This window comes from Paraburkholderia tuberum STM678, assembly GCF_902833905.1.
Taxonomy (GTDB): domain Bacteria; phylum Pseudomonadota; class Gammaproteobacteria; order Burkholderiales; family Burkholderiaceae; genus Paraburkholderia; species Paraburkholderia tuberum.
Window position 1 is genome coordinate 1 of sequence record NZ_CADFGP010000039.1, and the last position, 24,667, is coordinate 24,667.

At 66.5% G+C, this 24,667-nt stretch carries 24 protein-coding genes; 14 read left to right on the forward strand and 10 right to left on the reverse strand.

What is annotated here, in order from left to right:
• Positions 1–214: 214 nt before the first annotated feature.
• From HWY30_RS28040 to HWY30_RS28085, 10 genes are all read right to left on the reverse strand, one after another.
• Complete coding sequence (locus HWY30_RS28040) at positions 215–691, reverse strand: outer membrane lipoprotein (protein ID WP_090801912.1); 477 nt, start codon at positions 689–691, stop codon at positions 215–217.
• Positions 692–716: 25 nt separating this feature from the next.
• Complete coding sequence (locus tag HWY30_RS28045) at positions 717–1,655, reverse strand: carbohydrate kinase family protein (RefSeq protein ID WP_090801910.1); 939 nt, start codon at positions 1,653–1,655, stop codon at positions 717–719.
• A gap of 95 nt (positions 1,656–1,750) precedes the next feature.
• Positions 1,751–2,251, reverse strand: a complete 501-nt coding sequence (tpx, locus tag HWY30_RS28050; protein WP_090801909.1) for a thiol peroxidase — start codon at positions 2,249–2,251, stop codon at positions 1,751–1,753.
• Positions 2,252–2,323: 72 nt separating this feature from the next.
• The gene (locus HWY30_RS28055; protein ID WP_090801907.1) at positions 2,324–3,706 is read right to left on the reverse strand and encodes a zinc-ribbon and DUF3426 domain-containing protein; all 1,383 of its coding nucleotides are present in this window, start codon (positions 3,704–3,706) and stop codon (positions 2,324–2,326) included.
• A 47-nt stretch (positions 3,707–3,753) separates the two neighbouring features.
• Positions 3,754–4,656 (reverse strand): 50S ribosomal protein L11 methyltransferase, encoded by a 903-nt coding sequence (gene prmA / locus HWY30_RS28060; RefSeq protein WP_090801906.1) that lies wholly within the window; start codon positions 4,654–4,656, stop codon positions 3,754–3,756.
• 3 nt (positions 4,657–4,659) lie between these two features.
• Positions 4,660–6,024, reverse strand: a complete 1,365-nt coding sequence (accC, locus tag HWY30_RS28065) for an acetyl-CoA carboxylase biotin carboxylase subunit (RefSeq protein WP_090801904.1) — start codon at positions 6,022–6,024, stop codon at positions 4,660–4,662.
• Between the two features lie 116 nt (positions 6,025–6,140).
• Positions 6,141–6,614 carry an acetyl-CoA carboxylase biotin carboxyl carrier protein gene (gene accB / locus HWY30_RS28070; RefSeq protein ID WP_090801903.1) on the reverse strand — a complete coding sequence of 158 codons (474 nt, stop codon included), beginning with the start codon at positions 6,612–6,614 and terminating at the stop codon, positions 6,141–6,143.
• A gap of 78 nt (positions 6,615–6,692) precedes the next feature.
• The gene (aroQ, locus tag HWY30_RS28075; protein ID WP_090801901.1) at positions 6,693–7,148 is read right to left on the reverse strand and encodes a type II 3-dehydroquinate dehydratase; all 456 of its coding nucleotides are present in this window, start codon (positions 7,146–7,148) and stop codon (positions 6,693–6,695) included.
• A 208-nt stretch (positions 7,149–7,356) separates the two neighbouring features.
• Positions 7,357–7,929 carry a TlpA family protein disulfide reductase gene (locus tag HWY30_RS28080; protein WP_090801900.1) on the reverse strand — a complete coding sequence of 191 codons (573 nt, stop codon included), beginning with the start codon at positions 7,927–7,929 and terminating at the stop codon, positions 7,357–7,359.
• A gap of 19 nt (positions 7,930–7,948) precedes the next feature.
• Positions 7,949–8,599: a UDP-N-acetylmuramate--alanine ligase gene (locus HWY30_RS28085; protein ID WP_090801898.1), complete on the reverse strand. Its 651-nt coding sequence runs from the start codon at positions 8,597–8,599 to the stop codon at positions 7,949–7,951.
• Between the two features lie 188 nt (positions 8,600–8,787).
• On the opposite strand from HWY30_RS28085, the gene mpl reads away from it, so the two are divergent.
• The 14 genes from mpl (at position 8,788) to HWY30_RS28155 (ending at position 24,582) form a co-directional block, all read left to right on the forward strand.
• Entirely contained in the window at positions 8,788–10,182 is a 1,395-nt protein-coding gene (mpl, locus tag HWY30_RS28090; protein WP_090801897.1) for a UDP-N-acetylmuramate:L-alanyl-gamma-D-glutamyl-meso-diaminopimelate ligase, read from the forward strand.
• Complete coding sequence (locus tag HWY30_RS28095; protein WP_090801895.1) at positions 10,179–10,793, forward strand: YqiA/YcfP family alpha/beta fold hydrolase; 615 nt, start codon at positions 10,179–10,181, stop codon at positions 10,791–10,793. The genes mpl and HWY30_RS28095 overlap by 4 nt, the downstream gene beginning before the upstream one ends.
• A 215-nt stretch (positions 10,794–11,008) precedes the next feature.
• On the forward strand, positions 11,009–13,153 hold the full coding sequence (locus HWY30_RS28100) for a ribonuclease catalytic domain-containing protein (protein WP_090801894.1): 2,145 nt from the start codon (positions 11,009–11,011) through the stop codon (positions 13,151–13,153).
• The gene (gene aroE / locus HWY30_RS28105) at positions 13,150–14,013 is read left to right on the forward strand and encodes a shikimate dehydrogenase (RefSeq protein ID WP_090801892.1); all 864 of its coding nucleotides are present in this window, start codon (positions 13,150–13,152) and stop codon (positions 14,011–14,013) included. Before HWY30_RS28100 ends, aroE begins: the two co-directional genes overlap by 4 nt.
• Positions 14,014–14,038: 25 nt before the next feature.
• Complete coding sequence (gene mtgA / locus HWY30_RS28110) at positions 14,039–14,773, forward strand: monofunctional biosynthetic peptidoglycan transglycosylase (protein WP_090801891.1); 735 nt, start codon at positions 14,039–14,041, stop codon at positions 14,771–14,773.
• Positions 14,774–15,137: 364 nt separating this feature from the next.
• On the forward strand, positions 15,138–16,166 hold the full coding sequence (locus tag HWY30_RS28115) for an IclR family transcriptional regulator (RefSeq protein ID WP_090801889.1): 1,029 nt from the start codon (positions 15,138–15,140) through the stop codon (positions 16,164–16,166).
• The gene (locus tag HWY30_RS28120) at positions 16,163–17,278 is read left to right on the forward strand and encodes a 2-dehydro-3-deoxygalactonokinase (protein WP_090805468.1); all 1,116 of its coding nucleotides are present in this window, start codon (positions 16,163–16,165) and stop codon (positions 17,276–17,278) included. Before HWY30_RS28115 ends, HWY30_RS28120 begins: the two co-directional genes overlap by 4 nt.
• A gap of 45 nt (positions 17,279–17,323) precedes the next feature.
• Complete coding sequence (locus tag HWY30_RS28125) at positions 17,324–18,004, forward strand: 2-dehydro-3-deoxy-6-phosphogalactonate aldolase (protein WP_090801888.1); 681 nt, start codon at positions 17,324–17,326, stop codon at positions 18,002–18,004.
• Positions 18,001–18,783, forward strand: coding sequence for an SDR family oxidoreductase (locus HWY30_RS28130; protein WP_090801886.1), 783 nt, complete (start codon positions 18,001–18,003; stop codon positions 18,781–18,783). Before HWY30_RS28125 ends, HWY30_RS28130 begins: the two co-directional genes overlap by 4 nt.
• 120 nt (positions 18,784–18,903) lie before the next feature.
• Entirely contained in the window at positions 18,904–19,902 is a 999-nt protein-coding gene (locus HWY30_RS28135; protein ID WP_090801885.1) for an arabinose ABC transporter substrate-binding protein, read from the forward strand.
• A gap of 262 nt (positions 19,903–20,164) precedes the next feature.
• Entirely contained in the window at positions 20,165–21,721 is a 1,557-nt protein-coding gene (araG, locus tag HWY30_RS28140) for an L-arabinose ABC transporter ATP-binding protein AraG (protein ID WP_090801883.1), read from the forward strand.
• Positions 21,722–21,775: 54 nt separating this feature from the next.
• Complete coding sequence (gene araH / locus HWY30_RS28145) at positions 21,776–22,792, forward strand: L-arabinose ABC transporter permease AraH (RefSeq protein WP_090801882.1); 1,017 nt, start codon at positions 21,776–21,778, stop codon at positions 22,790–22,792.
• Between the two features lie 51 nt (positions 22,793–22,843).
• Positions 22,844–23,644: an SDR family NAD(P)-dependent oxidoreductase gene (locus tag HWY30_RS28150; protein ID WP_090801880.1), complete on the forward strand. Its 801-nt coding sequence runs from the start codon at positions 22,844–22,846 to the stop codon at positions 23,642–23,644.
• The gene (locus HWY30_RS28155; RefSeq protein WP_090801879.1) at positions 23,641–24,582 is read left to right on the forward strand and encodes an SMP-30/gluconolactonase/LRE family protein; all 942 of its coding nucleotides are present in this window, start codon (positions 23,641–23,643) and stop codon (positions 24,580–24,582) included. The genes HWY30_RS28150 and HWY30_RS28155 overlap by 4 nt, the downstream gene beginning before the upstream one ends.
• The last annotated feature ends 85 nt before the right edge of the window (positions 24,583–24,667 follow it).

The window sequence follows — 24,667 nt, forward strand, 5'->3', positions numbered from 1 at the left end:
ACGAAACGAAGCTCGCTGGAGCAATCCAGTCGTCAGGAAACGCCGGATACGTGATCCGTACGTCCGGTGTTGTGGGAGGACGGCGGGGGCAACCCCGCCTCCTACCCGATCCCGTCGTCCCGAAAAGAAAAAACACGCGTGGACCCGTGAGGACCCATGCGTGTGAAGTCGTCGTCGCGGCGCTGAACTACGCGCCGCCGCGCGGGAGGTGCGCTTAGTGTGTGATGCGCGTGACGCCGCCGCTCGACAGCAGCCTCACGCGATCGCCGGCGCGGAAGATTTCGCCGGTAGCAGTTTGGGTGACGGCGCGCATGTCGCCGTTGTCGAGGCGTACGGTGATTTCGATACCGTCGCGCATGGCGACGCGGTTTTCGATTGCATTGCCGGCGACCGCACCGCCGATGCCGCCGACGATACCCGTCGCGACCGAGCCACGTCCGCCGCCGATCGTGCTGCCGGCTAGCGCGCCGAGCGCCCCGCCACCGAGTGCGCCGATGCCGATCGGCTGACCGTCGTTCGTGCTGATCCGCACCGCGCGCACGCTCTCCACCGTGGCCATGCGAACCGTCTGTTCACGCTGCGCCTGCGAGGCGGTGAAAACGTCGGGAGAGCTGCTGTTGACCGCACACCCCGACATGGCCAGCGAACCGGCGAACAAGGTGACGACGATCAGGCGACTCGATGTTCTCATTCCCAAACTCCCATAGCACGCGATATCAGTGCAGGTCGTATCCGAAGGCCTGCTTGAACCGCTCGTTGATTTCCGCCCGGCTGGGCGCGTAGTTTTGCGGGCCTTGATGCTCGATCTTCAGTGCGCCCATCAGGCTGGCGAGACGGCCGGTCGTGGCCCACCCGAGACCCTTCTCGATACCGTAGAGCAAGCCGCCGCGAAACGCGTCGCCGCAGCCGGTGGGATCGAGCACCTGCCTGGCCGTGACCGCCGGAATCTCTTCGATACCGCCGCCGTGATGGATCTGCGCACCCTTCTCGCCGAGCGTGATGATCAGCGCGTCGACCTTGCCGGCGATCTGTTCGATCGACCAGCCGGTCTTGTTGCTCACCAGCGCGGCTTCGTAATCGTTGACCGCTACATAAGTAGCAAGTTCAATGATGCGCCGCAGCGTCTCGCCGTCGAACAGCGGCAAGCCCTGGCCCGGATCGAAGATGAACGGCACGCCTGCGGCGGCAAGCTGTTCGGAGTGCTGGACCATGCCGTCATAGCCGTCCGGCGCGACGATGCCGAGCGTCAGGCCCGCCACTTCGTCGGCGCGGTTCTGATGCGACTGCATCATCGCGCCCGGATGGAAAGCGGTGATCTGGTTGTTCTCGAGGTCGGTCGTGATCATCGCCTGCGCCGAGTAGGTGTCGGGCACGACGAGCACGTTTTCCGTCGACAGGCCGAGCTGCGCGAGCCGGTCCAGATAGAGCTGTGCGTCGACGGCGCCGATCGCGCCCATGATGCGAGCGTCGCCGCCGAGCAGATTCAGCGCATAGGCGATGTTGCCCGCGCAGCCGCCGAACTCGCGACGCATGGTCGGCACGAGAAAGCTCACGTTCAGGATGTGGACCTGCTCCGGCAGGATGTGCTCCCGAAAGCGGCCTTCGAAGGTCATGATGTTGTCGTACGCGAGCGAGCCGCAGATGAGCGTAGCCAAGGCGAGCGTTCCTGTATGAAAGCGGTGGGAAGAGACGCGCCGCGCTGACAGCGCCGCGCGCGAGGCGCGGCGCCGTGGATCGCGCGCGAGAGGGCTTACTTCAGCGCGGCGAGCGCTGCGTCGTAGTTCGGCTCGTTCTTGATCTCGCCGACCAGCTCGGCGTGCACGACCTTGTCGTTTTCGTCGAGCACGACGACCGCGCGCGCGGTCAGGCCGGTCAGCGGACCGCTCGTCACGTCGACGCCGTACGCTTGCGCGAACTCATGGCCGCGGAACGTCGACGCGGTCACCACGTTCTCGATGCCCTCGGTCGTACAGAAGCGCGACGCCGCGAACGGCAGGTCGCCCGACACGACGATGACGGCCGTGTTGCTGAGCTTCGCGGCGGCTTCGTTGAACTTGCGCGTCGACGTCGCGCAGGTCGGCGTGTCGAGACTCGGGACGATGTTGAGCACCTTGCGCTTGCCGGCGAAGTCGGCGAGCGTCAGCGGCTTCAGGTCTCGGCCGATCAGGGAGAATGCGGCGGCCTGCTGGCCGACCGACGGGAACGTGCCGCTTACTTCGATCGGGTTGCCGCCCAGCGTGACTTGACTCATGTGTTGTGCTCCGAAAAGGGCTTCAGTGATGACAATGATGCGCCCGCTCGGGAGCGGGCGCGCGAGGGTGCGTTACGGATAAAAAATCTGTACGCGAAAATTGGAGGCAATCGCGCTGCCGGTGTCGAGGTGCACGATCATCGTCTGCGTCGCGTGCGCGGGCAGGCCGGACGCGATCACGGTGCCGGGCGGCACGTAATCCTGCGGCCACAGCACGCGCCGCACGGCGACGTTGTTCTGATCGTCGAGCAGCGTGAGTTCGATCGCGGGGTAGGCGAGCGCGATGTTCAGGCGGTTGTGCAGCGGCATCTTCAACTCGAGCTTGTGCGGGCCGTCGATCTGCCGCAGATCGGACGGCTCGACCAGCAAGCCTTCGAGGTCGTGCGGCGGCGTCAGCTGACAGCCGAGATGCGCGCAGGCCTGCGCGTACAGGATCTGCGAGCGCGGCAGGTTGACCATCACGGTCTCGCGTTGCCACCACGCGAGTTGCGCGAGCAGCGCAATGACGAGCAGCGCGGCGAGCACCACACCGGCGACGATCCAGCCGACGCGTCCGGCGTCCACCGGGCGGGTTTCGCGCACGACCGGGAACGGATCGTCGCCATCGCCGACGGGAGGATTGACCGAAAATGGCTCGCCGCTCGATGGGGCGGCCGACGGACCGCCCGGCGGGCGCGGGGCGCCGGGACCGCCGGCGCCCGAGGCACCTGCGGCAGCCATGCCTGCGGCGGCGCCGAAGCCGCCCACGCCCCCACCGACCGGGCCGAAGTGCGGCTCGTTGTCGGGCATGCCATGCAGACTTGCTGGTTCGCGCAGCGCCGGTTCATCGAGCGTGGACGGCTCCGGGCGTTCGATCTTGTGCCAGACGCGCGGCGCTTCGTCTTCGACTCGCGGAGGGGGAGCAGGCGCGGTTGGCGGGACGACAGGCGGTTCATCGACCGCGTTGTCGGCGGGATAGGCGAAGGGTTCGAGCGGCGCGTCGGCCAGCGTCGGCTCATCGTCCGCGGGTAGCGGTGCCGTGAAAGCGCCGGCGCGCAATTCCGGTTCGGTCGCCTGGCGAGGAGTGTCCGATGCGACGGGTGCGTGCTCGTTGCCGCCAGGCGGCAGCGGCGCGAGCGGCACGCTGCTCACGTGGTCGCGCAAACGGGCATCGAGCGTGCTGCGGGAAATGCTGGTGGAGTCTTGTTCCGAAGCCGGCGCCCATGGGTCCCACGCGACCCCGCTGAAGTCCGGGTTGGGTTGCCGCACACCCGACAGCGCTTCGATTGCCGCCGCGGCGGCAACCGGTTTGGCCGTGGAAAAATCGCCGCCTTCGGAGACGTCGAACAGACTGCTCGACGCGTCGAAGACTTCCTGGCAATGCCCGCACCGCACGAGGCCGCGGCGCTGCGCAAGCTGCGCCGGTTGCAGAAGGAAGACAGTTTCGCAGAAGGGGCAACGCGTCGCCAGGTGCATATCGAGCCGTTGAGCCTGAGGCCGTTAGGTTGACAATACGCCTTATTCTAATTGCTTTCGCGGCGCGTTCCGGCGAGGCACACCCAACCTTCATGTTCGCGCCACACGCTGATATCGATCCAGCGCGCGTAGACCTGCGCGACCTCCTCGGCCTGGCGGGCGAGAATGCCCGACAGCGCGATGTGGCCGCCCGGCTTCACCTTCGACGACAGCATCGACGCCATCAGCTTGAGCGGATTGGAGAGAATGTTCGCGACCACGACGTCGAATTCGCCGGCCGGACAGGCGTCGGGCAGGCCATAGGTGACTTCGGCGTGATTGCGTTCGCTATTGTGACGCGCCGATTCGACCGCCTGCGGATCGATATCGATGCCGATCACCGGATCGGCGCCGCACTTCTTCGCGAGAATCGCGAGGATGCCCGAGCCGCAGCCGTAGTCGAGCACGGACTGGCCGGGCTTGATCGACTGCTCGATCCACTCCATGCACAGACGCGTAGTGGGGTGGCTGCCGGTGCCGAACGCGAGACCTGGATCGAGTTCGAGCACGAGCGCGTCGGGGTCCGGCGCATCGTGCCACGACGGCACGACCCAGATGCGCTCGCCGATCTGGATCGGATCGAACTGCGACTGCGTGAGCCGCACCCAGTCCTGCTCCTCGACCTCGCGCACGGTATATGCCGGCGCGGCATCGAGTCCGATCTCGTTGGCCGCGGCGGTCAGCAGCACGGCCGGATCGTGTTCCGGCGCGAGCAGCGCGATCACCCGCGAATGCTGCCATGCCGTGCGATCCGGCGTGAGGCCGGGCTCGCCGAACAGCGGCTGCTCGTCGGGCGTGTCGGCGTCGGCGTCTTCGACCGATACCGACAGCGCGCCCAGCTCGAGCAGCGCGTCGGACAACTCCTCCGCGTGCTCGCGCGCCAGTTCGGCAACCAGTTCCCGATAGCTCATGACTTACGCTTCTTCCGCGACCTGCTGACGCGCGGCCAGCCGGTTTTCGAGGTAGTGGATGCTGGTGCCGCCTTCGACGAACTTCGCGTCGAGCATCAGCTCGCGGTGCAGCGGGATGTTGGTCTGAATACCTTCGACCACCATTTCCGACAGCGCGATGCGCATCCGCATGATCGCCTGTTCGCGCGTGGCGCCGTAAGCGATCAGCTTGCCGATCATCGAATCGTAGTTCGGCGGCACGAAATAACCATTGTAGGCGTGCGAATCGACGCGGATGCCGGGACCGCCCGGCATATGCCACGAGGTCAGGCGTCCCGGTGACGGCGTGAACTTGAACGGATCTTCGGCGTTGATCCGGCATTCGATCGCATGGCCGCGGAACTGGATGTCGCGCTGACGGAACGTGAGCTTCTCGCCGGCCGCGATGCGGATCTGTTCCTGCACGATGTCGACACCGGTGATCAGTTCGGTCACCGGATGCTCGACCTGCACGCGCGTGTTCATCTCGATGAAGTAGAACTCGCCGTTCTCATACAGGAACTCGAAGGTGCCCGCGCCGAGATAGCCCATCTTCTTGCACGCGTCCGCGCAACGATCGCCGATGCGGTCGATCAGACGGCGCGCGATGCCCGGCGCCGGCGCTTCCTCGATCACCTTCTGGTGACGGCGTTGCATCGAGCAGTCGCGCTCGCCCAGCCACACGGCGTTCTTGAACGAGTCGGCCAGCACCTGGATTTCGATGTGCCGCGGGTTCTCGAGGAATTTCTCCATGTAGACCTGCGGGTTGCCGAACGCGCGGCCGGCTTCCTCGCGGGTCATGATGACCGCGTTGACGAGCGCCGCTTCCGTGTGGACCACGCGCATGCCGCGGCCGCCGCCGCCGCCCGCCGCCTTGATGATGACCGGATAGCCGACCTGGCGGGCGATCTTCACGATTTCTTTCGGATCGTCCGGCAGCGCGCCTTCCGAACCCGGCACGCAAGGCACGCCGGTCTTGATCATGGTCTGCTTGGCCGTGACCTTGTCGCCCATCATGCGGATCGTTTCCGGACGCGGGCCGATGAAAGTGAAGCCGGACTGCTCGACGCGCTCGGCGAAGTCGGCGTTCTCCGACAGGAAGCCGTAGCCGGGGTGGATCGCTTCGGCGTCGGTGACTTCGGCCGCGCTGATCAGCGCGGGCATGTTCAGATAGCTCAGATTCGACGGTGCCGGGCCGATGCAGACCGCCTCGTCGGCGAGCTTCACGTACTTGGCTTCCTTGTCGGCTTCCGAATAGACGACGACCGTCTTGACGCCGAGCTCGCGGCAGGCGCGCTGGATACGAAGCGCGATCTCGCCACGATTGGCAATGAGGATTTTTTCAAACATAGCGGGTTTTCGACTCATCAATGGGCGCCGGGTCGGTCACGACGCCGGCTGCCGCAGAGGATCGGTCGCGCGCCTCGGGACGAGCGGCGCGCGGGCGGCAAATAGTGCGTGCCGCGTTAGCCGACCACGAACAGCGGTTGGCCGTATTCGACCGCCTGGCCGTTTTCGACGAGGATTTCCTTGACCACGCCGGACTTGTCCGACTCGATCTCGTTGAGCAGCTTCATCGCTTCGATGATGCAGATGGTCTGGCCTTCCTTGACCGTGTCGCCGACCTGCACGAACGGATCGGCGCCCGGCGACGGCGCGCGGTAGAACGTGCCGACCATCGGCGAGGTGACGACGTGACCCTGCGGTGCGGCGGCGGCCGGCGTGGCCGGAGCGCCCGCGGGGGCTGCGGGTGCTTCGACAGCGCCGAACGGTGCCGGTTGTGCGAATTGCGGTACGGCGTATGAGGCGGACGGCTGGACGTAAACCGGCGGCGCATTCTTGACGATGCGGACCTTGCCTTCGCCCTCGGTCACTTCGAGTTCGGAAATACCGGACTCCGAGACGAGGTCGATCAGAGTTTTGAGTTTACGTAGATCCATCAGGTTGCCCCTTTTCAATGCGTAGTGTGCCGGCGTGTGCAAGTCGCAGTAGCCGGCTCAAATTGGACGTGTTTGGATTCAGCCGCGCGACGACCCGGCCGCGAGCCGGTCGAGCGCGAATTCGAGCGCGTACAGATACCCCTTCCAGCCGAGGCCGCAAATGACGCCCTCAGCCTGGTCGGAGAAATACGAGTGATGCCGGAACGGTTCGCGGCGATGCACGTTCGACAGATGAATCTCGACGAACGGGATGCCGACCCCCGCCAGTGCGTCGCGAATGGCCACGCTCGTGTGTGTGTACGCGGCGGGATTGATCAGGATGAAATCGGTTTGCTCGGTGCGGGCCGCCTGAATACGGTCGACCAGTGCGCCTTCGTGATTGCTCTGAAACGACGCGAGTTCGACGCCTGCGTCGGCTGCGCGGTCCGCCAGCGCCTGATCGATCTGCGGCAGGGTCACGCGACCGTAGACCTCGGGTTCCCGGCTGCCGAGAAGATTGAGGTTGGGTCCGTGCAGTACCAGCAGTCGCGTCATGGTCGCTTCTTTTTCCGTGGAATTGCGCGCACTTTAGCGCTGATTAGAGAAACTTGTCTAGTTTCGCGCGCGTACGCGGCGACGGCCGGCGCGGGCCGCCGCGCAGCCTTGGGTCCAACTTCACTCAAATTCGGGAATTATCCGCGCATTTTTGCTCGTTCTGCACGGAATCGCATGCCAAAAAGCATAGCGTGGGAAATCGGGAAATTTACAGCGCGTCGAGCGTCTGACGCAGCGCCGTCGGGTCGATCTGGCCCAATTTTGTCGAGCGGATGTTGCCTTTTGCGTCGATCACGACGGTAAACGGCAAACCGCCCGCATTGTTGCCGAACGCGCGCGCGAGGTCGGCGCCCCCGAAGCCGGTCACGTAGATGGGGTACGCGACCTTGACCTTCTGCAGGAAGGTCTGGATGTTCTTTTCCGAGTCGACGCCGAGGCCGACGAACTGGATGCCTTTCTTCGCGTACTCGCGCTGGATCTGCGACAGCGCCGGCATTTCCTCGACGCACGGAGCGCACCACGACGCCCAGAAGTTGACGACGATCGGGTGGCCCTTGAGCAGGTTCAGCGACTGCGGTTTGCCGTCGACGTTCGTGACCGGCGCGGTCCACAGTTGCTGCACGGGACTCGCAGAGGTGGCAGGCTGCGCTCCGGCCTGCGCTCCGGCCTGCGCCGCGTTCGCGACGTCGGAACCGCGATTGAGCCAGTGATTGGCCAGTACGCCGCCGCCCGCGGCAATCAGCGCGACGACCGCGCCCGCCAGCATACGTCTCGTATTCATCGTGCTCCGTTCTGTCTGATCAATTGGTGAAGGACGGCACTTCGTCGCCGTCGAGCAGCGCCTGCACCGCCGGCAAATTGGCCCGCGCCGTGCGGCCGCGCGCGTCGGCGCGTACCGCGCCACGCAGGTCGTCGGTTTCGTACAGCGCGACGTGGATGCCGACCGGCTCGGCGTTGCGCTCGCCCGCGGGGCGCCACAGAAAGCTCAGCGTCTCCACGTAGCCGCGGCCCGCGAAGTGGCGCGTTTCCGACACGTCGTACTGGATGTTTGCATTGAGCATGTAGATCGCGACTTCCTTCGGGTTGTCGCAAAACACCTGCAGATGCACATCCGAATGCTCGCCGGCCGTACCGCCGAGCACCGCGCCCGTCAGATACGGATTGAACGGCGCGAGCCGCTCCATCCAGTCGACCGCGATCATGCGCAGGCGCCGCAGCAGCGCCGGCTGGCTGTCGCTCTGGAACAGCGACTGATATTCGCGGATTTCTTCTTCGATCTGATCGTTGTCCGGCAGCCATTCGCCGGCAACACGAGTCTCGCCGACGACCTGCCGGGCCGCCTTGCGCTTCGCGCTGGCGTAATCCAGGCCGTCTTCGGCAATCAGGCGTGCCGCCGCGATTGCGATTTCCTCGCGCACGCGCTGCGGATCGAAATGTGATTTGCGGACCATCCTTGCATGATACTCGATCGAGCCTGCGACGCGGTTCGGCGGCCCGCACGGGGCGGCGCCTGGCGTGGCCGGCAGGGGGCAGCGCGCGTCGCGTCGGTTACAATAGGCGTCCTTTGCAGACGGACGTTCCGACCGTCCTGTGGCTCTCTCATCCCTCGCAAGAAACGCCCCCGCGGCACGACAGGCTTATGCATATCCACATCCTCGGCATCTGCGGCACCTTCATGGGCGGTCTCGCGGTGCTCGCGCGCAATGCGGGCCACACGGTGACCGGCTGCGACGCCGGCGTCTATCCGCCGATGAGCACGCAGCTCGAGGCGCAAGGCATCGGTCTGATCGAGGGTTATGACGCGGACCAACTGAACGGCCTGAACGCGGATCTATTCGTGATCGGCAACGTGGTCACGCGCGGCAACCCGCTGATTGAAGCCATTCTGGACCGCGGCCTGCCGTACGTGTCCGGTCCGCAGTGGCTCGGCGAGCACGTGCTGAACGGCAAATGGGTGCTGGCCGTGGCCGGCACGCACGGCAAGACCACCACGAGCTCGATGCTGACCTGGCTGCTCGAAGACGCGGGCCTGAACCCCGGCTTCCTGATCGGTGGTGTGCCGCTCAATTTCGGCGTGTCGGCGCGGCTCACCGATTCGAGCTTCTTCGTGATCGAAGCGGACGAATACGACACCGCATTCTTCGACAAACGCTCGAAGTTCGTCCATTACCGCCCGAAAACGGCGGTGCTGAACAATCTAGAATTCGATCACGCCGACATCTTCCCTGATCTCGCCGCGATCGAAACGCAGTTCCATCATCTGATCCGCACGGTGCCGCGCTTGGGCCGCGTCGTCACGAACGGCCGCGAGAACGCGCTCGAGCGCGTACTGACGCGCGGCTGCTGGAGCGAGGTCGAGCGCTTCGGCGTCCAGGGCGGCTGGGAGATCCAGGCGGCGCAGCAGGGCGTGCCCGTCGACGAACGCTTCGCCGTCTATCACAACGGCGAGCGCGTCGGCGTGGTCGACTGGCAGGTGCAGGGCGAGCATAACCGCCTGAACGCGCTCGCCGCGATCGCCGCCGCGCGCCATGTCGGCGTGCCGCCCGCGCAGGCCGCGAAGTCGCTGTCCGGCTTTCGCAACGTGAAGCGCCGCATGGAAGTGCGTGGCAGCGTCGAGGGTGTGACCGTGTACGACGACTTCGCGCATCACCCCACCGCGATCGAGACGACGGTGGCCGGCCTGCGCGCGCGGGTCGGCCGCGACAACACGCGAATCCTTGCGGTGCTGGAACCACGCTCGAACACGATGAAGCTCGGCGTGATGAAAGCGCAACTGCCGGCGAGCCTCGCCGACGCCGATCTCGTGTTCGGCTACGGCGCGCCGAGCGGGCGCGACGCGCTCGGCTGGAACCTCGGCGAAGCGCTCGCGCCGCTCGACGGCAAGGCGCAGGCGTTCGACAACCTCGACGCGCTCGTGAAGGCGGTGGTCCACGCGGCGCGCCCCGGCGACCAGATTCTGGTGATGAGCAACGGCGGCTTCGGCGGCGTGCATCAGAAACTGCTCGACGGTCTTTCGACGCGAGGCGCGTCGTGATTCTGTATCTGCACGGTTTCCGTTCGTCGCCGAATTCGTTCAAGGCGCGCCTGCTCGCGGCGCGTCTCGCCGAGCTGGGTCGCGCCGACGAGTGGTGCTGCCCTATGCTGCCGGTGTCGCCGTTCGAGACCGTGGCGCTCGCCGAATCGCTGGTCGCCGAGGCACGCGCGAAGGGCGATGCGCGGCAGGTGACCGTGATCGGCAGTTCGCTCGGCGGCTACTTCGCCACCCATCTGGCCGAGAAGCACGGCTGGCCGGCCGTGCTGCTGAACCCGGCGGTCGTGCCGCAGCGCGACCTGAGCGCGTATCTCGGCGAGCAGCCGTTGTGGCACGGTGGCGGCAGCATCGTCGTCGAGCCGCATCATCTTGATGAATTGCGCGCGCTCGGCGTGGCGTCGATCACGCAGCCCGAACGCTATTATTTGATGGCAGCCACCGGCGACGAAGTGCTCGACTACCGCGAAATGCTCGCGCACTATCCGGGCGCGCGCACCACGCTGATCGAGGGCAGCGACCATGCGATCAGCGAGTTCGCGCAGTATCTCGACGACGTGCTGGCCTTTTGCGACGCCGAATATGTCGAGCCGCCGGCTCCGCGCGCGGCGGCCTGACGGCACGCAAGGGCGGCGGCACCGAACCCTGCCAGGACGTCAGTCAGAGAGGCACACCGACCGCCACCGCCGGTCGCAAGATTCAACCCGCTGGCACGCGCAGTGCGCGCCGCGGATTCACTATCACGAACAGGTTGCCGTGCCGCGCATGCAGTGATCGATCGCCACAGGGCGTCGGGCGCGACGGCAGACGCAAGTCAGAACGAGAGTATTGAGTGAACGTCTTCTTCGAGGAATCGGGCAGTTTCAAGGCCGGCAGCGTGCTGTCGCGCCAGGGCGACGCGTTTCAGGTCGAGTTGCCGGGCGGGCGGCGCGCGAAGGTGCGCGCGAAGGATGTGCTGATCGAGTTCGAGAAGCCCACCGCGGCCGAACTGATGCAGCAGGCCGACGCGTTGGCGCAAGAGATTGATCTGGACTTCCTGTGGGAATGCGCGCCGGACGATGAATTCCCGTTCGCGACGCTGGGCGCCGAGTACTTCGGCGCGAGCTTCGGCGCGATCGAGCGCGCGGCGCTGGTGCTGCGCATGCACGGCTCGCCGGTGTACTTCCGCCGCAAGGGCCGCGGCATGTACCAGCGCGCGCCGCAAGAGCAACTGAAGATGGCGCTCGCGGGCCTCGAGCGCAAGCGTCAGCAGGCGCTCGTGCAGGCGCAGTACGAGGAAGAGCTGAAGGCAGGCCGTCTGCCTGAAGCGTTCGCGGGCGGCAAGGGGCTCGCGCTCCTGACGAAGCCCGACAAGAACACGATCGAGTACAAGGCGCTCGAGGGCGCCGCGGCCGCGCGCGGCATCTCGCAGGCGCGGCTGATGCTCGAATGCGGCGCGATCGCGTCGCCGCGCGCGCTGCACGAAGCGAAGTTCCTGTCCGAGTTCTTCCCGCACGGCACCGGCTTCCCGTCCGTCGCGGCCGCGAACGTGCCCGACGATCTGCCGCAGGCGGACGTCGAGGCGTTCTCGATCGACGACATCACCACGACCGAAATCGACGACGCGTTCTCGGTCGAGCATCTGGCCGACGGCCGTGTGCGCATCGGCGTGCACATCGCCGCGCCGGCGCTCGGCATCCAGCGTGGCGACGACGTCGATGCGATTGCGCGCGCGCGTCTGTCGACGGTCTACATGCCCGGCGACAAGATCACGATGCTGCCCGACAGCGTCGTCGACACCTTCACGCTTGCCGAGGGTGGGTATCGGCCGGCGCTGTCGCTGTACGTGATCGTCAATCGCGAGACGCAGGAGATCGTCGCGAGCGAAACGCGCGCCGAGCGCGTGTTCGTGAAAAACAATCTGCGCCACAACACGCTCGACGAAATCGTCACCGAGAAGGCGCTCGCCGAGGGCACCGGCGAGTATCCGCACAAGGACGATATCGCCGTGCTGTGGCCGTTCGCGCAAGCGCTGTTCGAAAAGCGCCAGACCGCGCGCGCCGGCTACGGCCTGCGCCGCGAAGTGCAGCGCAATACCGACTTCAATTTCTACGTCGACGGCGAGCACGTCACGATTACGCCGCGTCGGCGCGGCTCGCCGCTCGACACGATCGTCGCCGAGCTGGCGATTCTCGCGAACTCGTCGTGGGGCGGGTTCCTGCACGATCACGGCGTGCCGGGCATCTATCGCACGCAGCGCGCGTTCGGCGTGCCGAGCGGCCCGAAGCGCACGCGCATGCAGACCAACGCCGCGCCGCACGAAGGGCTCGGCGTCACGCAGTACGCGTGGAGCACGTCGCCGCTGCGCCGCTACGTCGACCTCGTGAATCAGTGGCAGCTGATCGCGTGCGTGCAGCATGGCGTGACCGCCAAGCTCGCCGCGCCGTTCAAGCCGAAGGACGCCGATCTGTTCGCGGTCGTGCAAGGCTTCGACGACACCTACACCGCGTACGCCGACTATCAGCGTCGCATGGAGTACTTCTGGTGTCTGCGCTGGCTCACGCAGGAAAACCGCAAGCAGGTGGTCGCGTCGGTCGTGAAGGGCGATCTCGTGCGTCTCGAGGAAATTCCGCTGCTGCTGCACGTGCCGGGCCTCGGCGTGCATGCGCGCGGCACGCGTTTGCAGATGGAAGTCATGTCGATCGATGAACTGACGATCGAAGCGTCGGTGCGTCTGTTGCACGTGCTCGATGCACCGACCGTGACGAGCGGCGCCGAAGCCGAAGAAGGCGAGGACGAGAGCGAGGAAGAGTTGCTCGACGCATCCGATGACAGCGCCGAAAGCGAAGCCGAAGCTGAAGCGGAAGCCGAAGCCGAAGCCGACGGCGGCAATCCCAACGACAACCCCAGCGCAGACGAAGCCGCGGCGACCGGCGACGGCAACGACGCCGCGAACAACGCCGACAACGACCAACACGTCACGGAGCCGGGACGATGAGCGGCAACCCAACGCGCGAGCGCTACGCGGTCATCGGCAACCCCGTCGGGCATAGCAAGTCGCCGTTCATCCACGGCCGCTTCGCCGCGCAAACCGGCGAGCCGGTCGAGTACGGTCATCTGCTCGCGCCGCTCGACGCGTTCGTGCCGCACGTGCGCGCGTTCATCGAAGCGGGCGGACGCGGCCTGAACGTGACGGTGCCGTTCAAGCTCGACGCGCATGCATTCGCGAACACGCTGTCGCCGCGCGCGGCGGCGGCCGGCGCGGTGAACACGCTGCGGGTCGACGCCGACGGCATCTACGGCGACAACACTGATGGCTTCGGCCTCGTGCGCGACATCGAGGTGAATCTCGGCGTGTCGCTGAAGGGCGCGCGCATCCTGCTGCTCGGCGCGGGCGGGGCCGCGCGCGGCGTCGTGCTGCCAATGCTCGAGCGCGCACCGCATACGCTGACGATCGTCAATCGCACGGCGCAGAAGGCCGAGGCGCTGGTCGACCAGTTCGCGCAGGCTGCCAGCGGCGCGCACTGCCGTCTGACCGGCGGCAGCGCCCGCGCGATCGAAGCGGGCCAGTACGACGTGATCGTCAACGCGACCGCGGGCAGCCTCGATGCGTCGCTGCCCGAGTGCGACGATTGCGCGTTCGGCAACGGCACGCTCGCCTATGACATGATGTACGGCGCGCATCCGACCATCTTCATGCAGCACGCGGCGAAACTCGGCGCGCGCGGCGCCGACGGACTCGGCATGCTGGTCGAGCAGGCCGCCGAATCGTTCCATGTGTGGCGCGGCGTGCGTCCGGACAGTGCGCCGGTGCTCGCCGAATTGCGCGCGCTGCTGACGGCGCCGTCGCCCGCGTGACGTCGGCGCGCGGATAGCACGCACCATGACAGCGACGCGGCGCACCAGCGGTTCACGCGGCCAGTCCGGCCCGCTGCGCTGGCTCGCCTGGTTGACCGCGGTCGTGGCCATCGCCTGGCTCGCGACGCAGGCGTACTACTTCGCGCAGATCGCAATCTGGAACGTCGTCAATCCGCGCTCGACCGCGTTCATGCGCTCGGACGCATGGCGTCTGTCGCAGGACCGGCCGGATCTGTCGGTGCAGCGAACGTGGGTGCCGTACGAGCAGATTTCGCGCAACCTGAAGCGCGCGATCATCGCGTCCGAAGACGCGAACTTCGTCAACAACAAAGGCTACGAAACCGACGCGATCCTGCAGGCGTGGGAGCGCAACAAGGCGCAAGGCCGGATCGTGCGCGGCGGCTCGACGATCTCGCAGCAGCTTGCGCGCAACCTGTTTCTGTCGCGCGAGAAAAGCTATATCCGCAAAGGCCAGGAGCTGATCATCACGTGGATGCTCGAAACGCTGATGGACAAGCAGCGCATCTTCGAGATCTATCTGAACTCGGTCGAATGGGGCAGCGGCGTGTACGGCGCCGAGGCGGCCGCGCAGTACTACTTCAAGACCTCGGCGAGCAAGCTCACGGCCGCGCAGTCGGCGCGGCTCGCGGTGATGCTGCCACGCCCCAGGTATTTCGATGAACACAGGAATTCGGCGTATCTCACGCAACGCGCGCGCGTGATTGCGCGGCGGATGGGCGCGGCCGAATTGCCGGATTGAAAGAGCCCTCGATCCCGTTGTCCTGCTTCGAAGCCCGCCTCGCGCGGGCTTTTTTGCGTCAGCAGACCGCGACCGCGACAGTTCGCTAAACACTCGATCGCCCACTAAAATCTCACTATATGGACTCAACATTCACATATTGGTGATTCTCAAAAGTCGCCCTACAATCCAAGCCGACATGCATCGCGAGTCGGCGCCCCAGCGCGCCGAAACAGCGAACAGCGACAGAAAAAAACCCGGAGACGAGACCGACCATGTCTGGCAGCCGACCACAGCAGCCGCGCGAGCGCGGCGCCGCACCCGTTTCCGCCCTGTTCTCCGGCCCCGCGCGCTAAGCGCAGAAACCATCCGAAGGCGAATCGCCATGAACAAAGCGATGCCCACTCCCGCCGCCAGCGCGACCGAGGCCGCGCAGGGCTCGAACGGCGGGCCGAACAGCGCCGCGAATCCGGCGCTGAATTCCGCGCCGCGCGAGGCTTCAGCCGTCACCGCCAATGTCGCCGCCAGTGCGTCCGCTACCGCGAGGGCGTCGCGCCCGGTGGCGCGCGCGGCGACCGTCGACGGTCTCGGGCTGCCGGTCACGCTGCTGGAAATCACGCCGCAGCAGGCCGGCACGCAGACACTGTTGCGCGGCCTTGCGATTCTCGAGGCGGCCGCGGCCGGTGTGCGCGATCTGCGCAGCTTCGGCGCCGCGCTCGGCACGACCCGCAGCACCACGCACCGGCTCGTCAGCAGCCTCGTGCAGGCGCGCTATCTGCGCCAGGTGCAGGGCGGCTATCTGCTCGGGCCGAAGCTGATCGAGCTCGGCACGATCGCGCTCGAACAGATGCCGCTGACGGCCGTCGCGCGTGCGCACCTCGAGTCGCTGGCCGGGCAGACGCTCGACACGATCCACCTCGGCGTGCGCGACGGCGACGACGTGCTGTACATCGACAAGATCCCCGGCACGCGCGGCCTCGAAATGCGCTCGCGCGTCGGCCATCGGATGCCGCTCGCGTCGACCGGCATCGGCAAGGCGATGATGCTCGACCTCGCGCCGGACGCATGGCAGTCGCTGTTCGACGCGTCGCGCCGCGCGCTCGCAGGCGTCAGCTTCAAGCCGGACAACCGCCCCGATGCGCCGACCTTCCTGCAGCGCATGACGAACTACGCGGCCGGCGGCTACACGTTCGATCTCGAAGAGAACGAAGCGGCGATCCGTTGCGTCGCGGCGCCGGTGCGCGATGCGTCGGGCGCGATCGTCGCGGCGTTGTCGGTGGCCAGCACGATTCCCTATATGCCGCTCGAACGGATGGACGAACTGATTCCGGTCGTGCAGCGCGAGGCGCGCGCGATATCGGAAGAACTCGGTTGGCGCGCACCGCGACCGGCCACGCGCAGGATCAAGCGATGAAACAAGCGGGCACCGCCACGCCGGCGAACCACCGGGCGTCCGCCGCGCCCGCCTCGGGCGTGAAGCCCGACGCGACCGCCGCCGCCGATACCGCCGCCGTCGATTTCACGCACGCCGCGCTGATCGCGCTCGACTGGGGCACGACGTCGCTGCGCGCCTATCTGTTCGACGCGCACGGTCGCGTGCTGGCGACGCGCGCATCGACGGCCGGCATCATGAATCTGCCGCGTAGCGCGGCCGAGGGCGGCTTCGACGCCGCGTTCGACGACGCCTGCGGCGCATGGCTCGACCATGCGCGCGGCGTGCCGGTGATCGCGGCGGGGATGGTCGGCAGCGCGCAGGGCTGGCTCGAAGCGCCGTATGTCGAGACACCCGCGAACGCCGATGCGTTGGTGGCCGGTATCGTCCGCGTGCAGACCGCGCGCGGCGCCACGCTGCATATCGTGCCGGGCGTGCTGCAACGCGGTGAACTGCCGAACGTGATGCGCGGCGAGGAGACGCAAATTTTCGGCGCGCTCAGCGCGGACGCGGACGGCGCGCACGACGCGAACTCGGTCGACAGCAACGCCCGCTCGCTGATCGGCCTGCCCGGCACGCACGCGAAATGGGCGGTCGTGCAGGCGGAGCGCATCGAGCGTTTTCATACGTTCATGACCGGCGAGGTGTTCGCCGCGCTGCGCGAGCACACGATTCTCGGCCGCACGATGGTCACGCCCGATCGCCCGGATACCGAAGCATTTCTGCGCGGCGTGAACATCGCGCGCGAGCAGGGCCAGGCAGGCGTGCTCGCGACCGTGTTCAGCACGCGCACACTCGGCTTGACCGGCGCGCTGTCGAGCGAGGCACAGCCGGACTATCTGTCGGGCCTGCTGATCGGGCACGAACTCGCCGGCCTCGAAGCGGTCCTCGCGCAGCAAGGCAGCTCGCTCGCGCAGCAGAGTCTGCGGCTGATCGGCAACGACGCGCTGTGCGAGCGCTACCGCCTCGCGCTCGCGCAATTCGGCTGTCTGCGCGCGGAGCCGGTCAGGCATGCAACCGAACGCGGCCTGTGGCGCGTCGCCGTCGAAGCGGGGCTGGTCCGGCCGTCCGCCCAGGCGGCGCGCGCAGGCTGACCGGCGGCAGAGCCCTTTACGACGCTCACGAAACAAGGAACCGACATGCAACCACACATCAATCTGCCCGCACCGTACATGCCGCACGCGGGTCTGATCGCCGCGTTCGAAGCCTGTCCGCTGATCGCGATCCTGCGCGGCGTCACGCCCGCCGACGCGGCCGATCACGGTCAGGCCCTGTACGAAGCCGGTTTTCGCATCGTCGAAGTACCGCTCAATTCGCCGCAGCCGTTCGACAGCATCTCGGCGATCCGCAAGGTGCTGCCCGCCGACGCGATCGTCGGCGCGGGCACGGTGCTGCATCCGCTGTTCGTGGACGATGTGAAGGCCGCGGGCGGCGAACTGATCGTGATGCCGCACAGCGATCCGGAAGTCGTGATCGCCGCGAAGGCGCGGGGCCTCGCCTGCGCGCCCGGCGTCGCGACGCCGACCGAGGCGTTCATTGCGCTGAAGAACGGCGCGGACGTGCTGAAGATGTTCCCCGCCGAGCAGCTCGGCTGCCAGGTCGTCAAGGCATGGCGTGCGGTGATCGCCGCGCAGGTGCCGCTCGTGCCGGTCGGCGGCGTCACGCCGGACAACATGGGGCCGTTCCTGAGCGCCGGCGCGAACGGTTTCGGCCTCGGCTCCGCGCTGTACAAGCCGGGCCAGAGCGCGGCGGTGACCGCGTCGCATGCGAAGGCGTTCATCAACGGTCTGCGGATCGCCCGCGCGGGCGTGAAGAAATGAACCGGCTCGCCGGCAAAGCCGCTCTCGTGACGGGCGCTGGACGAGGCATAGGCGCGGCGATCGCGCTGGCGTTCGCGCGCGAGGGCGCGGCGGTCGTGCTGGCGGAACTCGACTTCGACACGGCGCAGCGCACGGCCGCGCAGATCGAGGCAGACGTTGGCGCCGGCGCGCGCGTGCTCGCGGTGCAGACCGACGTGACGCAATCCGCGTCGGTGCGGCACGCGGTCAGCGAAGGCGAACGCGCGTTCGGCGCGCTCGACATCCTCGTCAACAACGCGGGCATCAACGTGTTCTGCGATCCGCTGACGATGACCGACGCCGACTGGCGGCGCTGCTTCGCGGTCGATCTCGACGGCGTGTGGAACGGCTGTCGCGCGGTGCTGCCGGGCATGGTCGAGCGTGGCGCGGGCAGCATCGTGAACATCGCGTCGACGCATGCGTTCAAGATCATTCCGGGCTGCTTTCCGTACCCGGTCGCGAAGCACGGCGTGATTGGCCTGACACGCGCGCTCGGCATCGAGTACGCGCCGCGCAACGTGCGCGTGAACGCGATCGCGCCGGGCTACATCGAGACGCAGCTGACGCACGACTGGTGGAACGAGCAGTCCGATCCGGCCGCCGCGCAGCAGGCGACACTCGATCTGCAGCCGATGAAGCGCATCGGCCGCCCGGAGGAGGTGGCGATGACCGCGGTGTTCCTCGCGTCGGACGAGGCGCCGTTCATCAACGCGAGCTGCATTACCGTCGATGGCGGACGCTCGGCGCTGTATCACGACTGAATTTGCGTCGCCAAAAGACGCACAAAACACCGGACGACGCGCTGGCCGCGTGTGTCAGACCGGTACAAGAAGACGCGGCCGATTACCTTCTCGTTATCAATTAGTCAGGAGACACGCATTATGAAACGCAGAATTTTCCTCACGCTGGCAGCGGCGGCGGCGGGTGTGCTCTTCAACGCACCGGTCGTACAGGCCGCCGATTCGGTCAAGATCGGCTTCCTCGTGAAGCAGCCGGAAGAGCCGTGGTTCCAGGACGAATGGAAGTTCGCCGAGATCGCCGCCAAGCAGAAGGGCTTCACGCTCGTGAAGATCGGCGCGCCGTCGGGCGAGAAGGTGATGAGCGCGATCGATAACCTCGCCGCGCAGAAGGCACAGGGCTTCGTGATCTGCACGCCCGACGTCAAGCTCGGGCCGGGCATCGTCGCGAAGGCGAAGGCCGACGGCCTGAAGATGATGACGGTCGACGACCGCCTCGTCGACGGCGCGGGCAAGCCGATCGAAGCGGTGCCGCACATGGGCATCTCGGCGTATAACATCGGCAAGCAGGTCGGCGACGGCATCGCGGCTGAAATCAAGAAGCGCGGCTGGGACATGAAGGACGTCGGCGCGATCGACGTGACCTACGAGCAGTTGCCGACCGCGCATGACCGCACCACCGGCGCAACCGACGCGCTAATCGCAGCGGGCTTCCCGAAAGCGAACATCGTCACCGCGCCGCAGGCGAAGACCGACACGGAAAACGCGTTCAACGCCGCCAACATCGCGCTGACGAAGAACCCGCAGTTCAAGCACTGGGTCGCTTACGCGCTGAACGACGAAGGCGTGCTCGGCGCGGTGCGCGCGGCGGAAGGCCGTGGCTTCAAGGCCGACAACATGATCGGCATCGGCATCGGCGGTTCGGAGTCCGCGATGAACGAGTTCAAGAAGCCGCAGCCGACGGGCTTCTACGGCACCGTGATCATCAGCCCGAAGCGCCACGGCGAGGAAACCTCGGAACTGATGTACGCGTGGATCACGCAGGGCAAGGAACCGCCGCTGCTGACGCTGACGACCGGCATGCTGGCGACGCGCGACAACGTCGGCGAAGTGCGCGAGAAGATGGGCCTCGCGTCGAAGTAATCGCAAGACTGGCGGTGGTATGAAGTACACCGCCGGCGCGTCGCTTTCCCTGCCTGGCGCAGGGGACGGCGCGCCGGCGGCGAGAGACGATCTGCGGTAGACAGACGGACCGTCCGCGATACGCGTACGGTCAACATGAGGCAGCAATATCTTGCATGGGACCGGAGTAAGCGCTAAAGCGCTAACTCCGGTCGACCGCGATGAAACTGCATGGGACCGGAGTAAGCGCTAAAGCGCTAACTCCGGTCGACAAGGAGGCGAAGTGTCAGCGACGCTACGTTTTGACAATATCGGCAAGGTTTTTCCAGGCGTGCGTGCGCTCGACGGCGTGTCCTTCGACGTCAACGTCGGCCAGGTGCACGGCCTGATGGGCGAAAACGGCGCCGGGAAATCGACGCTGCTGAAAATTCTCGGCGGCGAGTATCAGCCCGATTCGGGCCGCATGATGATCGACGGTAACGAGGTGCGCTTTCCGAGCGCGGCCGCGTCGATCGGTGCCGGCATCGCGGTGATTCACCAGGAACTGCAGTACGTGCCCGACCTCACGGTCGCGGAGAATCTGCTGCTCGGCCAGCTGCCCAATGCGCTCGGCTGGGTCAACAAGCGCGAGGCGAAGCGCTTCGTGCGCGAGCGGCTCGAAGCGATGGGCGTCGCGCTCGATCCGAACGCGAAGCTGCGCAAGCTGTCGATCGCGCAGCGGCAGATGGTCGAAATCTGCAAGGCGCTGATGCGCAACGCGCGCGTGATCGCGCTCGACGAGCCGACCAGCTCGCTGTCGCATCGCGAGACCGAGGTGCTGTTCAAGCTGGTGCGCGATTTGCGCGCCGACAACCGCGCGATGATCTACATCTCGCATCGGATGGACGAGATCTACGAGCTGTGCGACGCGTGCACGATCTTCCGCGACGGCCGCAAGGTCGCGTCGCATCCGACGCTAGAAGGCGTGTCGCGCGACACGATCGTCAGTGAGATGGTCGGGCGCGAAATTTCGGACATCTATAGCTATTCGGCGCGGCCGCTCGGCGAAGTGCGTTTCGCGGCGAAGGCGATCGAAGGTCATCCGCTCGCGCAGCCGGCGAGCTTCGAGGTGCGGCGCGGCGAGATCGTCGGCTTCTTCGGACTCGTCGGCGCGGGCCGCAGCGAGCTGATGCATCTGGTGTACGGCGCCGAGCATCGCAAGGGCGGCGAACTCATACTCGACGGCAAGCCGATCAAGGTGCGCAGCGCGGGCGAGGCCATCAAGCACGGCATCGTGCTGTGCCCCGAGGATCGCAAGGAAGAGGGCATCGTCGCGATGGCGAGCGTCGCGGAGAACATCAACATCAGCTGCCGCCGTCACTATCTGCGCGCGGGCGTGTTTCTCGATCGCAAGAAGGAGGCGCAGACGGCCGACCGTTTCATCAAGCTGCTGAAGATCAAGACGCCGCATCGGCGGCAGAAGATCCGCTTCCTGTCGGGCGGCAACCAGCAGAAGGCGATTCTGTCGCGCTGGCTCGCCGAGCCCGATCTGAAAGTCGTGATTCTCGACGAACCGACACGCGGCATCGACGTCGGCGCGAAACACGAGATCTATAACGTGATCTATCAGCTCGCGGAGCGCGGCTGCGCGATCGTGATGATTTCGTCGGAATTGCCGGAAGTGCTCGGCGTGTCCGACCGGATCATCGTGATGCGCCAGGGCCGCATTTCCGGCGAGCTCGCGCGCAAGGACGCGACCGAGCAGTCGGTGCTGAGCCTTGCGCTGCCGCAAAGCTCGACCGCTCTGCCTGAAAACGCGAATGCCAATGCCGCCAACCAGAGCGCGTCGCGCGCGGCCTGAACCTTATCCGGACGCGAGTCCGCAACCCGTGGGGAACGGGGAGGAGTATTGAACATGCAAGCCAGAGAAAACCTCGCGCAGCAGACCGCCAAGAGCGCGGCCGACGCGCTGATTCCGCAGACCGGCGACAAGGCCAAATGGTGGCAGCAGATCACCGAATACAGCCTGATCGTGATCTTCATCCTGATGTTCGTCACGATGTCGCTGACCGTCGATCATTTCTTCTCGATCGAGAACATGCTCGGCCTCGCGCTGTCGATCTCGCAGATCGGCATGGTCGCGTGCACGATGATGTTCTGCCTCGCGTCGCGCGACTTCGACCTGTCGGTCGGCTCGACCGTCGCGTTCGCCGGCGTGCTGTGCGCGATGGTGCTCAACGCGACCAACAGCACGGTCATCGCGATCATCGCGGCGGTCGCGGCGGGTGCGATGATCGGCTTCGTCAACGGCGCGGTGATCGCGTACCTGCGCATCAACGCGCTGATCACGACGCTCGCGACGATGGAAATCGTCCGCGGCCTCGGCTTCATCGTGTCGCATGGGCAGGCGGTCGGCGTGTCGTCGGATACGTTCATCGCGCTCGGCGGCCTGACGTTCTTCGGCGTGTCGCTGCCGATCTGGGTCACGCTGATCTGCTTCATCGTGTTCGGCGTGATGCTTAACCAGACCGTGTACGGCCGCAATACGCTGGCGATCGGCGGTAATCCGGAAGCGTCGCGGCTCGCCGGTATCAACGTGGAGCGCACGCGCGTCTACATCTTTCTGATCCAGGGCGCCGTCACCGCGCTTGCCGGCGTGATTCTCGCGTCGCGTATCACGTCGGGTCAGCCGAACGCCGCCGAAGGCTTCGAGCTGAACGTGATCTCCGCGTGCGTGCTCGGCGGCGTGTCGCTGTTGGGCGGCCGCGCGACGATTTCCGGCGTCGTGATCGGCGTGCTGATCATGGGTACGGTCGAGAACGTGATGAACCTGCTGAACATCGACGCGTTCTATCAGTACCTGGTGCGCGGCGCGATCCTGCTCGCGGCCGTGTTGCTCGACCAGTTGAAGAACCGCGGCTCGCGCGATTGAGTCGCTTTCACCCCATCCCAAGCACATCCAAGCTCATAAAGGAATCGAACGATGTCGTCTCCGGCCAATGCAAACGCCAGCCTCGCTGACACCGCGTACGCGCGCTATCCGAGCCTCGTCGACCGTACGGTGCTGATCACGGGCGGCGCGACCGGCATCGGCGCATCGTTCGTCGAGCACTTCGCGGCGCAGGGCGCGCGCGTCGCGTTCTTCGATATCGACGCGAGCGCGGGCGAAGCGCTCGCCGACCAGCTCGGCGATTCGAAGCACAAGCCGCTGTTTCTGGCCTGCGATCTGACCGACGTCGACGCGCTGCAAAAAGCGATCGCCGACGTGAAGGCCGCGCTGGGTCCGATCCAGGTGCTCATCAACAACGCTGCGAACGACAAGCGCCATCAGATCGGCGACGTGACGCGCGAGTCGTTCGACGCGGGCATCGCCGTGAACATCCGCCATCAGTTCTTCGCGGCGCAGGCCGTGATGGAGGACATGAAGGCCGCGCGTAGCGGCTCGATCATCAACCTCGGCTCGATCAGCTGGATGCTGAAGAACGGTGGCTATCCGGTGTACGTGATGTCGAAGTCGGCGGTGCAGGGGTTGACGCGCGGACTCGCGCGCGACCTCGGCCACTTCAATATCCGCGTCAACACGCTGGTGCCGGGCTGGGTGATGACCGACAAGCAGCTGCGCCTGTGGCTCGACGACAACGGCCGCCGCCAGATCAAGGAAGGCCAGTGCATCGACGCCGAGCTGATGCCGGCCGACCTCGCGCGCATGGCGCTGTTCCTCGCCGCCGACGACAGCCGCATGATCACCGCGCAGGACATCGTCGTCGACGGAGGCTGGGCGTGAGCGCCAGCCCGCGCGTGCAGCGGGCCACGCTGCTGCTCGACGCGCAATGCGAGCTCGGCGAAGGCGCGACCTGGTGCGCGAGGAGCGGCCGCTTCTACTGGACCGACATCGAAGGCGCGCGGCTGTGGCGCTACGATCCGGCCGACGGCCGCAGCGATTCGTTCGACATGCCCGAGCGGCTCGCCACCTTCGCACTGTGCGAAAACCCGCGCTACGTGCTGCTCGGGCTCGCATCGCACCTCGCGTTTTTCGATCTGCAGACAGGCAGCACACAGCGCATCGTCGACGTCGAGCCCGGTCTCAACACGCGCGTCAACGACGGCCGCTGCGATCGGCAAGGGCGTTTCGTGTTCGGCACCAAGGACGAAAGCGGGCAACGGCAGACGGTCGCCGGCTTTTATCGGTTGAATCACGATCTGTCGCTCGAACGTTTACCGTTGCCAGCGCCGGCGATTTCGAACAGCATCGCATTCAGTCCCGACGGCGCGACGATGTACTACTGCGATTCGCCGACGCGTGAAATCCGCGCGTGCGACTATCGCGCGGACGGCGGCATCGCGAACGATCGCCTGTTCACTCGCCTGACCGATGCGAACGGCATCCCCGACGGCTCGACCGTCGACAGCGACGGCGGCCTGTGGAACGCGCAATGGGGCGGCGCGCGCGTGGTGCGTTACGGCCCCGATGGCGTGGAAACCGAGCGCATCGACGTGCCCACCACGCAGCCGAGCTGCGTCGCGATCGGCGGTGCCGCGCTCGGCCAGGCCACGGGCAGCGCCCAGGGCGAGACGGCGCTCGACACGCTGTACATCACGAGCGCCTACGCCGAGCTCGATGCGACGGCGCGCGCGGCCGACACGCTCGCGGGCGACCTGTTCGTCGCGACGCTCGCGCGGCGCGGTGTTGCGGAGCCGCTGTTCCAGGGCGCGCCTATCTAGCGCAGAATGACGCAGCCCCGGCCGCACGCCGGGGCCGCGATCCTGAAGGTGAAGCAGAAGTCGATGTGGCAGTTTCGGTCCGCGA